The sequence below is a fragment of the Paraburkholderia haematera genome, assembly GCF_905220975.1.
Taxonomy (GTDB): Bacteria; Pseudomonadota; Gammaproteobacteria; order Burkholderiales; family Burkholderiaceae; genus Paraburkholderia; species Paraburkholderia haematera.
In genome coordinates, this window is record NZ_CAJNBK010000002.1 from 230,717 (window position 1) to 243,835 (window position 13,119).

A 13,119-nucleotide genomic window follows, 5' to 3' on the forward strand; every position below is an offset into this window, starting at 1 on the left:
AGGAAGTCATGAACGGCCCAGTATCGATCGAAGTTCTCAGGCAGCATCTGATCGATCCGGAAATCTGCATTCGCTGCAACACCTGCGAAGAGACTTGCCCGGTCGATGCGATCACGCACGACGAGAATAATTACGTGGTCAAGGCGGATGTGTGCAACGGCTGCATGGCATGCGTGCCGCCGTGTCCGACCGGCGCGATCGATAACTGGCGCACGGTGCTGAAGGCCGATGCCTATCCCATCGAAGAGCAGTTCAAATGGGACGTGCTGCCGGAGCAGAACACGATGGCTGTGCCGGCGGTTGCCGAAGAGGCGGCAGCGGGATCGTCAGGCGATACGCCGGCCGAGGCAAGCGGTATTGAAGTCGATACCGTGCGTGGCTCGGTCGTGCCGCCGTGGTCCGCGGCGAAGCCGTACGTGAATCTCTACACGCACAAGGCGCCGACCACCGCGACCGTGGTCGGCAACTACCGGCTCACCGACGGCTCGACCGATAGCGACATTCATCACATCGTGCTCGATTTCGGTTCGATGCCTTTCCCCGTGCTGGAGGGTCAGTCGATCGGCATCCTGCCACCGGGTGAGACCGCGGATGGCCGCACGCATCACGCGCGGCAGTATTCGATTGCGAGCCCGCGCGACGGCGAACGGCCCGGCTATAACAACGTTTCTCTCACTGTAAAGCGCGTTGCGCAGCAGCACGGCGACGTGCTCGACGGGATCTGCTCGAACTATCTGTGCGATCTGAAGAAAGGCGACGTGGTGAGCGTGATCGGCCCGTTCGGCGGCACCTTCCTGATGCCGAATCATCCGAACTCGCATCTGCTGATGATTTGCACCGGCACCGGCTCGGCACCGATGCGCGCGATGACCGAGTATCGCAGGCGGCGGCGTCTGAAAGGCGCGACCGGCAAGCTGATGCTGTTCTTCGGCGCGCGGACGAAAGAAGAGTTGCCGTACTTCGGGCCGCTGACAAATCTGCCCAAGGATTTCATCGACACGAATCTGGCGTTTTCACGCACGCCGGGTCAGCCGAAGCGCTACGTGCAGGACGCGATGCGTGAACGCGCGGTCGATGTCGCGCACATGCTGAAGGACGACAACACGCATATCTACGTGTGCGGCTTGAAGGGTATGGAAGACGGCGTGCTGCAGGCGCTCAAGGAAATCGGCGAACAGCACCAGCTCGACTGGGAGGCATTGTGGTTGAAGCTGAAGCGGGAAGGGCGGCTGCATCTGGAGACGTATTGAACGGCTAGCGTCCGGCCGGGAGCAGGCCCGCATGCATGCGGGCCAGTCGGTTTTCACCAGACCGTTTTAACGTGCGGATACGCGCGAATTTTCTCGTCTTTTGTCACTAGCGGTACGGCAAACTTGCGTGCGGTCGCGACGATCATCCTGTCGGCGGGATCCTTATGGAACTCGCCGGGAAGATCGACGGACTTCGTTGCGATTTCCACATCGACTGGTACGAAACGCACCGTTTCGATGGCCGAGACGGTGGCGAGCCAACTGCTGACATCCATCGAGAGTAGGAGCCTTTCTCGCTCCACCAGCATGGCTATTTCCCACGCAGAAATAGCCGACACGAGGATTTCCCCGCCGGCCATTTCGTGCGCGATGGCAGTCTTTGCTTTCTTGCTCAACGTCGGATCGCCGGTGACCCACCAGACCAGTGTATGGGTATCCAGAACAATCACTGCGCCGCCTCCCAGTCGTCCTCTCCGACGGGAGCGGTGGGATTGTCGTAACGCACGACCGAGCCGCGTAGCACGTCGAGCGGACTGCGTTCTACGCCGCGATAGGGCCGCACTTCAAGCGCTGGTTTGCCATGGTCAGTGACGATCAAGCTTTCGCCGGACGCCTCCACTTGCCGGAACAATTCGAGCGCCTTCGCTTTGAATTCGGACTTCGATACCAGATTCCCTTGCACAATAGCTCCTATAGTCAGTTGCCTATAGTCATTATTGTACGCCAAAATGACTGGATGGATGTAGTCATTGACCGGCTGATCCTTTCCCCTGCACCGGAGACACCGCGCCACACGCCCGGATCACCAACTGCACGACTTCTTCCGTCGTTACTTCGTACGCCTTCTGCGTCAGCGCGCGTTTGCCTTTGAGCGCGCGAATCTGCGCGTCGAAGTCGGCGTAATGCTGAGTGGTTGCCCAGATCATGTACATGAGCGTCTGCGCATTCACCGGCGCCAGCAACCCGCGTGCGATCCAGTCGTCGATCACCTTCACCCGGCTGTCCAGCCATGGTTTTACGCGCCCGGTGAGAATGTCCTCCATATGCTCCGCGCCGTGGATGATCTCGCTCGCCCACACTTTCGAGCCTAAAGGCCGGCGGCGCGACAACTCCATTTTTGCGCGTACGTATCCGCCGATCGCCTCCACAGGATCGTCGCTGCATTCGAACGTATCCGCCGCGCGGTGCCAGTCTTCGAACAGGTCTTCCAGCACACGCCGGTACAACGCGAGTTTTGTCGGGAAGTAGTAATGCAGGTTAGCTTTCGGTAAGCCTGCGCGTTCCGCGATCATCGCCGTGCTGGTTCCGTCGAGTCCTCGCTCGGCGAAAACCGCTTCGGCGCACGCCAATAAATGCGCTTCATTCGACTCGCGAATGTGCGCCTTGCGCCGCCGCAAAGGTGCGCGCGTTTCGTCCTTTGTCTCGTTGTTTTCCGTGATGTCGGCAGCCACGTTGTCATCTCTCATGTTGGCCTTCATCGGCATGTGTGCCGTGTCGCGCTTCATTCTAGTCGTTTGAGCGCGGATGGACACGCGCATTCGAAGCCGCGGAAAAATGCGTGCTGCAGTGCAATGGCACGCTTCTCGCTATGTTTCCCACCGTACGAAAGGTGTTGATTTGGCGGGCCTAATCGTCTACAACCTGTCCAACTGGACAGGATTGAGAGAGCAGGCGATGCCCCAGGGTTTGCCCTCTGACGAAGAGGCAATCGAAGGCATCGAGGGTGCACCGCCGCCGTGCGGCGACGCCCCAAAAACCGCCGCCCATGCACCAGTTTCATGTCGATTCACCGAAAGGAGCGAGACGAATGAACGCGGTATCCGAAGCGCTGAAGCACTCAGAACCCGCTACGTCGATCAGGGTCGACGGCAAGCGGTTGTGGGACAGCCTGATGACGATGGCGAAGATCGGTGCGACGCCCAAAGGCGGCGTTTGCCGGCTGGCGCTAACCGACCTCGACAAACAGGGGCGCGACCTGATCGTCAGTTGGGCGAAGGAAGCGGGTTGCACGGTCAGTGTCGATCAGATGGGCAATGTGTTCATGCGCCGCGCGGGGCGCAATCCCGACGCGTTGCCGGTCATGACCGGTTCTCACGCGGATTCGCAGCCGACCGGCGGCCGTTTCGACGGCATCTACGGCGTGCTCGGCGGACTCGAAGTGATCCGCAGTCTGAACGATCACGGCATCGAGACCGAGCATCCGGTTGAAGTGGTGATCTGGACCAACGAGGAAGGCTCGCGCTTCGCACCCGCGATGGTCGCCTCAGGTGTGTTCGCCGGCGTCTTTACGCTGGACTATGGCCTCTCGCGCAAGGACGTGGACGGCAAGACTATCGGCGAGGAACTCGAGCGCATTGGCTATGCGGGTGATCTTCCTTGCGGTGGCCGCCCCTTGCATGCCGCGTTCGAATTGCATATCGAACAAGGGCCGATTCTCGAAGCCGAGCAAAAAACCATTGGCGTGGTGACCGATGCGCAGGGTCAGCGCTGGTACGAAATCACGTTGACCGGCCAGGAGGCGCATGCCGGTCCGACGCCGATGCCGCGTCGTCGCGATGCTTTGCTCGGGGCCGCGCGGGTGGTCGATCTGGTGAATCGCATCGGGCTGGATAACGCGCCGTTCGGCTGCGCGACGGTCGGCATGATGCAGGTCTATCCGAACTCGCGCAATGTGATTCCGGGCCGCGTGTTCTTCACCGTCGATTTCCGTCATCCGGACGACGCCGTGCTCGCGAAGATGGATGCCGCGTTGCGGCAAGGCGTGGCGGAGATCGCGAAAGGTATCGGTCTGGAAACCGAACTCGAGCAGATTTTCTACTATGCGCCGGTCGCCTTCGACGCGGCTTGCGTGAAGTCCGTACGCGCCGCGGCCGAACGCTTCGGCTATTCGCATCGCAACATGGTGTCCGGTGCGGGACACGACGCCTGTTATCTGTCGCAAGTCGCGCCGACTTCAATGGTGTTTGTGCCGTGCGTCGACGGGATCAGTCACAACGAGATCGAGGACGCCACCGTCGAATGGATCGAAGCGGGCGCCAACGTCTTGCTGCACGCCATGCTCGAACGAGCGTGCGAGCCGGTTTCATAACGCTTTAGCGGTAGCGGTTCGTGGCTGATTCGTCAGCTTCACCGTAGTGTCCATAAAACAGGCCGTCCCGGCTCCGCTTCAGCGCAGCCGGCAGGACCGGCTACGTCCTCACATCGAAGAAGGAACGTGTATGGCCATCAAGCAAACCGGCGATATTGCGGCTCAGCGCCTATCGGCCGATCAACTCTCGTGCGAGTTCTCCGATATCGCGCCCTTGCTCGACGCGAGTGCCGCGGCCGCGGCGGCGAGCCGCTGTCATTACTGTTACGACGCGCCCTGTGTGAACGCGTGTCCGACGCAGATCGATATTCCGAGTTTCATTCGCAAGATCAGCAACGGCAATCTGAAGGGCGCGGCCGTCGACATTCTGTCGGCGAATCCGCTGGGGGGCATGTGCTCGCGTGTTTGCCCGACCGAGATTCTGTGCGAGGGCGCTTGTGTGCGCAACCATCAGGATGCGAAACCGGTGGCGATTGGCGCGCTGCAACGTCACGCGACCGATTGGGCGATGGAGCGCGGTGAAGCGCTGTTCAAGCGTGCTGCCGAAACGGGCCGCCATGTTGCTGTAGTGGGCGCGGGACCGGCCGGACTCGCATGTGCGCACCGTCTCGCACTGGCTGGCCATAACGTCACCGTCTATGACGCCCACGAGAAAGCGGGCGGCCTGAACGAATACGGCATCGCTGCCTATAAAACCGTCGACGATTTTGCGCAGCGTGAAGTGGCGTGGTTGTGCTCGATCGGCGGCATCGAGATCATGCACGGCGTAGCGCTTGGACGTGACGTGAAGCTCGATGCGCTGCGCAAGCAGCACGATGCGGTCTTTCTCGCGATCGGTCTCACGGGCGTGCGCGCATTGGCGATGGAAGGCGAGGACCTGAGCGGCGTGATGAACGCCGTGGATTTCATCGAACAGGTGCGCACCGCGAACGATTTCGGCACGGTGCCGGTGGGCCGTCGGGTCGTGGTGATCGGGGGCGGCAATACAGCGGTGGATGCTGCCGTGCAAAGCCGCAAGCTCGGCGCGACGTCGGTGACGATGGTGTATCGGCGTGGCGTCGAGTCGATGACTGCGACCTGGGCCGAGCGCGATTTCGCGCAGACCAGCGGCGTCACGCTCGTCACGCACGCAACGCCGGTGCGCTTGATCGGAGAGGGCGGCGTGGTCACGAGCGTCGAATTCGAACGCACGTCGAGCGACGGCAATCGTGACCGCTTCGTGGTCGAAGCCGACATGGTGCTCAAGGCAATCGGGCAGACGCTTGTTTCTGTCGGTATCGAGCGCGAACTGTTGACACTGGACGGCAGCCGCATCGCGGTCGATGCAAACGGACAAACTTCGTTGCCAGACGTGTGGGCAGGTGGCGATTGCGCGGCGACGGGTGGCGTCGATTTGACGGTGCAAGCGGTGCAGGACGGCAAGATTGCCGCCGTCGCGATTGACGCCCAGTTCGCCCGCACAGCAGTCAAAGCCGCTTGAAATGGCTTGAAGCCACTTAAGCCACTTAAGCCACGCATCCAACCAGACAAAAAACAGCCGTCCCCAAGGAGCCGAACATGGCCGATCTGCGCTGTACGATTGCCGGCATTACGTCGCCGAATCCTTTCTGGCTCGCTTCCGCGCCGCCGACCGACAAAGCCTATAACGTGAACCGCGCGTTCGAAGCGGGCTGGGGCGGAGTGGTGTGGAAGACGCTGGGCCTCGACCCGCATGTGGTGAACGTCAGCTCGCGCTATGGCGCGGTGCAATGGAACGGCCAGCGCATTGCCGGCCTGAACAATATCGAACTGATCACTGATCGCCCGCTCGACATCAACCTCAAGGAAATCACGCAGGTCAAACGCGACTGGCCGGACCGCGCGATGATCGTCTCGCTGATGGTGCCGTGCAACGAGCGCGACTGGAAATGGATTTTGCCGCTCGTCGAAGATACCGGCGCCGATGCGGTCGAACTGAATTTTGGCTGCCCGCACGGCATGAGCGAGCGTGGCATGGGTGCGGCGGTGGGCCAGGTGCCCGAGTACATCGAGATGGTCACGCGTTGGGTCAAAGAGGGCACGAAGCTGCCTTGCCTTGTCAAACTCACGCCGAATATCAGCGACATCCGCCTCGGTTCGCGGGCTGCCTATAAGGGCGGTGCGGACGGCGTGTCGCTGATCAACACGATCAACTCGATCGTCGCGGTCGATCTCGACGCGATGTCGCCCTTGCCGATGGTCGATGGCAAGGGCACGCACGGCGGTTACTGCGGTCCTGCGGTGAAACCGATCGCGCTGAACATGGTGGCTGAAATTGCACGCGACGTGGAAACACCGAATCTGCCGATCTCCGGCATTGGCGGCATTTCGACGTGGCGCGACGCGGCCGAATTCATGGTGCTCGGCGCGGGCAGCGTGCAGGTCTGCACAGCGGCGATGCACTATGGATTCCGTATCGTCTCCGATCTCGCCGACGGCCTCTCGAACTGGATGGACGAAAAGGGCTACGCGACACTCGACGACATTCGCGGCCGCGCCGTACCTAACGTCACCGACTGGAAGTACCTCAACCTCAAATACGACATCAAGGCGCGCATCGATCAGGACAAGTGCATCCAGTGCGGCCTCTGCCATATCGCATGCGAAGACACGGCTCACCAGGCCATCATGAAAGAAAAAGATGGCGTCCGGCATTTTGAAGTGTTGGACTCCGAATGTGTCGGCTGTAATCTGTGCATGCATGTGTGCCCGGTCGAGCAGTGCATCACGATGGAGCGCGTGGACAGCGGCGAGTACGCGAACTGGACGACGCATCCGAACAACCCCGCGCGAGTGGATGCCGGTGAAAGCGGTAAGTCGGACACGGTTGAATCCACCGAGCATGCCCACGCCGCAAAAGCAGCCTGAATAGTGACTTATCTGTAGCAAAGTAGACGAAACGAAGCGCTTGTACTGAACCTGTAGTTTCCCCAAGACCTGACGCGCCGCCAGAAGCCGCGCAGGCCTCAACGATCAGTGGAGATCTTTCGATGAAGCAGACAGCGCAACCCGTCGATCCGCAGTTTGCGGCCGGCGCGCAGGGCAGCAGTCTTTATAACGACGACCTTGCGCCGACCGGCATCGCACAGCGCACGTGGAGGTGGTATCACTTCGCCGCGCTTTGGGTGGGCATGGTGATGAACATCGCGTCGTACATGCTCGCGGCCGGATTGACGGAGGAGGGCATGTCGCCATGGCAGGCTGTTGCGACCGTGCTGCTCGGCAATCTGATCGTGCTGGTGCCCATGCTGCTGATCGGGCATGCGGGCGCGAAGCACGGTATTCCCTACGCGGTGCTGGTGCGTTCATCCTTCGGCACGCAAGGTGCGAAATTGCCGGCGATGCTGCGTGCGATCGTCGCGTGTGGCTGGTACGGTATTCAGACCTGGCTGGGCGGCAGCGCGATCTACACCCTGCTGAACATTCTCACCGGCAATGCGCTGCACGGCGCGGCTTTGCCGTTGCTCGACATCTCGCTCGCGCAGCTCGCGTGTTTCCTCGTGTTCTGGGCACTGCAGATCTACTTCATTGTGCACGGCACCGATTCGATTCGCTGGCTCGAAAGCTGGTCCGCGCCGATCAAGATCGTGATGTGCATCGCGCTGGTCTGGTGGGCTACCTCGAAGGCAGGCGGACTCGGCTCGATGCTGTCGGCGCCCTCGCAGTTCGTGGCGGGCGGCAAGAAGGAAGGCCTGTTCTGGGCGACCTTCTGGCCCGGGCTCACGGCGATGGTGGGTTTCTGGGCGACCCTCGCGCTGAATATCCCCGACTTCACGCGCTTTGCCAGAACGCAGCGTGATCAGATCATCGGCCAGTCGGTGGGTTTGCCGATTCCGATGGCGTTGCTCTCGGTGATCTCCGTGGTGGTGACGTCGGCCACCGTCGTGATCTACGGCAAGGCGATCTGGGACCCGATCGACCTGACGAGCCGCATGACGGGCATCGGTGTCGGCGTTGCGCTCATCATCCTGACGCTGGATACGATGTGCTGCAATCTGGCGGCGAATCTCGTCGGTCCGGCTTATGACTTTTCGAGCCTGTGGCCCAAGGGTATTTCGTATCGTGCCGGCGGCATGATTACCGCGACGATCGCCATTGTGATGATGCCGTGGAAGATTCTCGCCACCACGCAGGGCTATATCTTCACGTGGCTGGTCGGCTACTCGGCTTTGCTCGGTCCGGTGGCGGGCATTCTGATGGTCGACTATTTCCTGATTCGCGGCACACGGCTGGACCCGCGTGAACTGTTCGACGAGCATGGCGAGTACAGCTACACCGGTGGCTGGAATATCGGCGCGGTGGTGGCGCTCGTAATCGGCGTGCTGCCGAATCTGCCGGGCTTTCTGCATACCGCGTTTCCGGCATCGTTCCCGAATGTGCCGGCGATTTTCAACACGCTCTATACGTACGCCTGGTTTGTCGGACTCGCGTTGGCTTCGATCGTATATAGCGCGTGGATGAAGCTGAGCAAGGGACCGAGCGCGCGCGTGGCGAGTGCATAAATCGCGCGCGAAGCGGGCGAAGTAAGTAGCACCGAAACTGGCAGTTCATAAGGAGACGACACCATGACGACCCTGATTCGCGGCGGCACGATTATCGACGCGGAGAACACGTATCGTGCGGACGTGTTGTGTGCGGACCCGCAGGACGGCGGCACGATCCTGCAGATCGGCGCGGACCTGGCGGCGCCCGCGGGCGCCACGATCGTCGATGCGGGCGGGCAGTATGTGATGCCCGGCGGCATCGATCCGCATACGCATATGGAATTGCCGTTCATGGGCACCACGGCCAGCGACGATTTCTATACCGGTACGGCTGCGGGTTTATCCGGCGGCACGACGAGCATCATCGACTTCGTGATTCCGAGTCCGAAGCAATCGTTGATGGAAGCCTTCAAGGCATGGCGCGGCTGGGCGGAGAAGGCTTCGGCGGATTATGGCTTTCACGTTGCCGTAACGTGGTGGGACGATTCAGTCTATCGCGACATGGGCACGCTGGTGCATGAACACGGCGTGTCGAGTTTCAAGCATTTCATGGCCTACAAGAACGCGATCATGGCCGACGACGAAGTGCTGGTGAACAGCTTCTCGCGTTCGCTCGAACTCGGCGCGCTGCCTACCGTCCATGCGGAAAACGGTGAACTCGTGTTTCAGTTGCAGCGTCAGTTGCTTGCAAAAGGCTTTACGGGTCCGGAGGCGCATCCGTTGTCACGGCCGCCGGAAGTGGAGGGCGAGGCCGCCAATCGGGCGATCCGTATCGCACAGGTGTTAGGCGTGCCGGTGTATATCGTCCACGTGTCCTCGAAAGATGCGGTCGACGCGATTGCGCGCGCCCGCAGCGAAGGTCTTCGCGTGTTCGGCGAAGTGCTGCCGGGCCATCTGGTGATCGATGAAGCGGTGTATCGCGACCCCGACTGGACCCGTGCGGCGGCACACGTCATGAGCCCGCCGTTCCGTTCTGCGGAGCATCGCGAGGCATTGTGGCGGGGGCTGCAAGCGGGGCAGTTGCACACTACCGCGACCGATCACTGCGTGTTCTGCGCGTCGCAGAAGGCGATGGGTCGGGAAGACTTTACGAAAATCCCTAACGGCTGCGGCGGCGTGGAAGATCGCATGGCGGTGCTGTGGCATCACGGCGTGAATTCAGGGCGTCTCACGCCGAATGAGTTCGTGCGTATCACGTCGACCAATGCCGCGCAGATTTTCAACCTGTATCCGCGCAAAGGTGCGGTGCAGGTGGGCGCGGATGCCGACCTGGTGGTGTGGGATCCGCAGGCAAGCAAGACGATTTCGGTGAAGACGCATCATCAGAAGGTCGACTTCAACGTGTTTGAAGGGATGACGGTGCAGGGCGTGGCGATGCACACGCTCACGCGCGGCGCGCTGGCATGGACCGATGGCGAGCTGCGGGCGGTGCGGGGCGCGGGGCGTTATCTGAAGCGTCCGCCGAATCCCGCTTACTTTGACGCGATCCGGGTTGCCAACAAGCGCAAGGAGCCGCATCCGGTAGAACGGTAAGCCGTTTGCAATCTGACGGGCGGCCTCTCAGTGCCGCCCGTGCCGACCTTTTTCAACGCCGCGCATTCGCCGCGGCGGTACCCCTCCCGCGTTTTCCCCGATGGCGCCCGGCACGTGTTCCGTGGTGCGATGCATGCCGCGTCTGCCATATCTGCTGTAGAGTCGAATTCAACGTTGTATGAGATGTCCTGGCTGTCCGCTTAGCACGCAAGCGCATATTGATCGGAAACCTGATCCTTTGTAAAAACGCAGACCGTTTGCTACAGTCCGCCCACTCTGCCGGGCCCGACTGTCGGCGGAATGCCGCACACAAGACCATGCAACTGACGTAGCCAACTTTACGGAGCCACCTGATGAAGTCGATTCGTTCCATTCTGCTGATCGCGCTGCTGCAAGCGGCGACCCTGAGCCCGGCGTTTGCTGCTGACGAGCTTGCGCAGATCAAATCCGCGGGCGTGCTCAAGATCGGTACCGAGGGCACGTACGCGCCGTTCACGTACCATGATGAATCCGGCAATCTGACCGGCTTCGACGTCGAGATCGGCACGGCGATCGCACAACGCCTGGGCGTCAAGCCGCAATTTGTCGAAGGTAAGTGGGACGGCCTGATTGCCGGTCTCGATGTGAACCGCTACGACGCGGTGATCAACGAAGTCGCTGTCACTGACGCGCGCAAAGCCAAGTACGATTTCTCGGATCCGTACATCACCTCGCACGCGGCGCTGATCGTGCGTTCGGACAACACCGCGATCAAGACGTTCGACGACCTGAAGGGCAAGAAGTCGGCGAATACGCTGACCAGCAACTTCGGCAAGATCGCGGCCGCGCATGGCGCGGAGGTGATTCCCGTGCAGGGCTTCAACGAATCGGTCGACCTGTTGACCGCGGGCCGCGTCGACGCGACCGTGAACGATTCACTGTCGTTCCTCGACTTCAAGAAGCACAAGCCGGATGCGAAGGTGAAGATCGCCGCGATCGATACGTCGGCGGACAGCAGCGACAAGTCCGCGGTGCTGATCCGCAAGGGCAGCCCTGAGTTGCAGGCCGCGATTAACAAGGCACTCGCCGACATGCGAAAAGACGGCACGTACCTGAAGATTTCGCAGAAGTATTTTGGCAAAGACGTTTCCCAATAAGCGCCACGTGCGAGTCTGAATCATGCCGGCATGGTTGCATTTGATGGCGCATTCGCTGTGGCCCCTCCTGTACGCGGGGCTTGTCTTTACCGTGCCGCTCACGCTGGCCTCGTTCGCCATTGGCATCGTGGTGGCGTTTATCGTCGCGCTGATCCGCCTGTTCGGGCCGCGGTGGGCGGTCGCGTGCGTGCGTTTCTACGTGTGGCTGTTTCGCGGCTCGCCGTTACTGGTGCAACTGTTCGTGATTTTCTACGGACTACCGAACGTGGGCATCGTCCTTGACCCGTTGACGGCCGCGATCATCGGCTTTTCGCTGAATGTCGGGGCGTATAACTCGGAGGTGATACGCGGCGTGATCGAGTCGATTCCGAAGGGGCAATGGGAAGCGGCGTACTCGATGGGGATGACACGTGAACAGGCGCTGCGCCGCGCGATTTTGCCGCAAGCGGCGCGCGTTGCGCTGCCGCCGCTGTCGAACTCGTTCATTGCGTTGGTGAAGGACACCTCGCTCGCTGCGGTGCTGACGGTGCCCGAGGTGTTTCAGGCCGCGCAGCGGATCGCGTCGGTGACGTATGAGCCTTTGATTCTGTACACGGAGGCGGCACTGGTTTATCTCGTGTTCAGTTCCGTGCTGTCGTCGGCGCAAGTCCGGCTTGAGCGCAAGTTTGGCCGTCACGCACTTTTCCAGGCGGGCAACTGATGATTCGACTGGAAAAAATCGACAAGTACTTTGGCGAGAACCGGGTGTTGACTTCGGTGGACCTGCAGCTCGCGCCGGGCAACGTTACCGCGCTGATTGGCCCGTCCGGCAGCGGCAAGAGTACGCTTTTGCGTTGTGTGAATCTGCTGGAAATCCCGGAGGCCGGATCACTTGAAGTGGGCGACCAGCGCCTTGAGTTCAGCCGCGACCACAGGCCATCGCGCGAGGCTGTGCTGACGATCCGCCGCCGCACCGGCATGGTGTTCCAGAACTTCCAGTTGTTTCCGCATCTAACGGTGCGGCAAAACGTAATGGAAGGATTACTGACCGTACTGAAGTGGGACAAGGAAAGGGCGCGCGTACGCGCGGACGAATTGCTTGAGAAGGTTGGCATTGCCCACAAAGCGGACGCATGGCCCGCTACGCTTTCGGGCGGACAGCAGCAACGCGTGGCGATTGCACGGGCGCTGGCCCCGTCGCCGGAGGTGTTGTTGTGCGACGAGCCCACATCGGCCCTGGATCCCGGATTAGCGGCGGAGGTGGTCGACGTACTGAAGCAACTTGCCACGGAAGGCATGACGATGTTGATGGCGACTCATGATTTGCGTCTGGCCGCGACGATTGCACGAGACGTGGTGTTTTTGAATAACGGCGTGGTGGTAGAGGCGGGCCCATCGCGCGACGTTTTCATGCAACCGCGCAAACCGGAAACCGAGCGTTTCGTGTCGACCTTGACGCACAGCTTGCCGGAGGCGTGGACGGCGAAGAGCTGACTGAAAGAGAGAAATAGACGGAAACAAAATCCAGTCTGCCGCCAACCATCGCCGCAACAAAGAGGGGCGCCAAGGCGCCCCTCAAAAACAATGATGACAGAAGAAAAATAAACCGCTGGCTAGCCAGCCGACCCATC

Annotated in this window: 12 protein-coding genes; 9 read left to right on the plus strand and 3 right to left on the minus strand. The window is 61.0% G+C overall.

The window, feature by feature from the left end; translation table 11 throughout:
* Positions 1-8: 8 nt before the first annotated feature.
* Positions 9-1,250, plus strand: a complete 1,242-nt coding sequence (boxA, locus tag KHO23_RS05425; protein WP_211610010.1) for a benzoyl-CoA 2,3-epoxidase subunit BoxA — start codon at positions 9-11, stop codon at positions 1,248-1,250.
* Positions 1,251-1,303: 53 nt separating this feature from the next.
* Here boxA and KHO23_RS05430 read toward each other — a convergent pair whose 3' ends face one another.
* The 3 genes from KHO23_RS05430 to KHO23_RS05440 all read right to left on the minus strand — a co-directional run bounded on the left by KHO23_RS05430 (position 1,304) and on the right by KHO23_RS05440 (position 2,755).
* Complete coding sequence (locus tag KHO23_RS05430) at positions 1,304-1,699, minus strand: type II toxin-antitoxin system VapC family toxin (protein WP_211610011.1); 396 nt, start codon at positions 1,697-1,699, stop codon at positions 1,304-1,306.
* Complete coding sequence (locus tag KHO23_RS05435; protein ID WP_211610012.1) at positions 1,696-1,932, minus strand: type II toxin-antitoxin system Phd/YefM family antitoxin; 237 nt, start codon at positions 1,930-1,932, stop codon at positions 1,696-1,698. The genes KHO23_RS05430 and KHO23_RS05435 overlap by 4 nt, the downstream gene beginning before the upstream one ends.
* 64 nt (positions 1,933-1,996) lie before the next feature.
* On the minus strand, positions 1,997-2,755 hold the full coding sequence (locus KHO23_RS05440) for a TetR/AcrR family transcriptional regulator (RefSeq protein WP_211610013.1): 759 nt from the start codon (positions 2,753-2,755) through the stop codon (positions 1,997-1,999).
* Between the two features lie 302 nt (positions 2,756-3,057).
* Here KHO23_RS05440 and KHO23_RS05445 point away from each other — a divergent pair, with 302 nt between their 5' ends.
* From KHO23_RS05445 to KHO23_RS05480, 8 genes are all read left to right on the plus strand, one after another.
* The gene (locus KHO23_RS05445; protein WP_211610014.1) at positions 3,058-4,338 is read left to right on the plus strand and encodes a Zn-dependent hydrolase; all 1,281 of its coding nucleotides are present in this window, start codon (positions 3,058-3,060) and stop codon (positions 4,336-4,338) included.
* A gap of 130 nt (positions 4,339-4,468) precedes the next feature.
* Complete coding sequence (locus KHO23_RS05450) at positions 4,469-5,818, plus strand: NAD(P)-dependent oxidoreductase (protein ID WP_211610015.1); 1,350 nt, start codon at positions 4,469-4,471, stop codon at positions 5,816-5,818.
* A gap of 77 nt (positions 5,819-5,895) precedes the next feature.
* Positions 5,896-7,224 (plus strand): NAD-dependent dihydropyrimidine dehydrogenase subunit PreA, encoded by a 1,329-nt coding sequence (preA, locus tag KHO23_RS05455; protein WP_211610016.1) that lies wholly within the window; start codon positions 5,896-5,898, stop codon positions 7,222-7,224.
* A gap of 122 nt (positions 7,225-7,346) precedes the next feature.
* Positions 7,347-8,858 carry an NCS1 family nucleobase:cation symporter-1 gene (locus KHO23_RS05460; protein WP_211610017.1) on the plus strand — a complete coding sequence of 504 codons (1,512 nt, stop codon included), beginning with the start codon at positions 7,347-7,349 and terminating at the stop codon, positions 8,856-8,858.
* A 63-nt stretch (positions 8,859-8,921) separates the two neighbouring features.
* Positions 8,922-10,373 carry a dihydropyrimidinase gene (gene hydA, locus KHO23_RS05465; protein ID WP_211610018.1) on the plus strand — a complete coding sequence of 484 codons (1,452 nt, stop codon included), beginning with the start codon at positions 8,922-8,924 and terminating at the stop codon, positions 10,371-10,373.
* A gap of 353 nt (positions 10,374-10,726) precedes the next feature.
* The gene (locus tag KHO23_RS05470; protein WP_211610019.1) at positions 10,727-11,509 is read left to right on the plus strand and encodes an amino acid ABC transporter substrate-binding protein; all 783 of its coding nucleotides are present in this window, start codon (positions 10,727-10,729) and stop codon (positions 11,507-11,509) included.
* Positions 11,510-11,531: 22 nt separating this feature from the next.
* Positions 11,532-12,209 carry an amino acid ABC transporter permease gene (locus KHO23_RS05475; RefSeq protein ID WP_211610020.1) on the plus strand — a complete coding sequence of 226 codons (678 nt, stop codon included), beginning with the start codon at positions 11,532-11,534 and terminating at the stop codon, positions 12,207-12,209.
* Positions 12,209-12,982: an amino acid ABC transporter ATP-binding protein gene (locus KHO23_RS05480; RefSeq protein ID WP_211610021.1), complete on the plus strand. Its 774-nt coding sequence runs from the start codon at positions 12,209-12,211 to the stop codon at positions 12,980-12,982. The genes KHO23_RS05475 and KHO23_RS05480 overlap by 1 nt, the downstream gene beginning before the upstream one ends.
* Positions 12,983-13,119: the final 137 nt, after the last annotated feature.

Coding starts and splice junctions, on each gene's coding strand:
- boxA (WP_211610010.1), top strand. CDS start 9: ATGAACGGCCCAGTATCGATCGAAGTTCTCAGGCAGCATCTGATCGAT.
- KHO23_RS05470 (WP_211610019.1), top strand. CDS start 10,727: ATGAAGTCGATTCGTTCCATTCTGCTGATCGCGCTGCTGCAAGCGGCG.
- preA (WP_211610016.1), top strand. CDS start 5,896: ATGGCCGATCTGCGCTGTACGATTGCCGGCATTACGTCGCCGAATCCT.
- KHO23_RS05480 (WP_211610021.1), top strand. CDS start 12,209: ATGATTCGACTGGAAAAAATCGACAAGTACTTTGGCGAGAACCGGGTG.
- KHO23_RS05460 (WP_211610017.1), top strand. CDS start 7,347: ATGAAGCAGACAGCGCAACCCGTCGATCCGCAGTTTGCGGCCGGCGCG.
- hydA (WP_211610018.1), top strand. CDS start 8,922: ATGACGACCCTGATTCGCGGCGGCACGATTATCGACGCGGAGAACACG.
- KHO23_RS05475 (WP_211610020.1), top strand. CDS start 11,532: ATGCCGGCATGGTTGCATTTGATGGCGCATTCGCTGTGGCCCCTCCTG.
- KHO23_RS05445 (WP_211610014.1), top strand. CDS start 3,058: ATGAACGCGGTATCCGAAGCGCTGAAGCACTCAGAACCCGCTACGTCG.
- KHO23_RS05440 (WP_211610013.1), bottom strand. CDS start 2,755: ATGAAGCGCGACACGGCACACATGCCGATGAAGGCCAACATGAGAGAT.
- KHO23_RS05450 (WP_211610015.1), top strand. CDS start 4,469: ATGGCCATCAAGCAAACCGGCGATATTGCGGCTCAGCGCCTATCGGCC.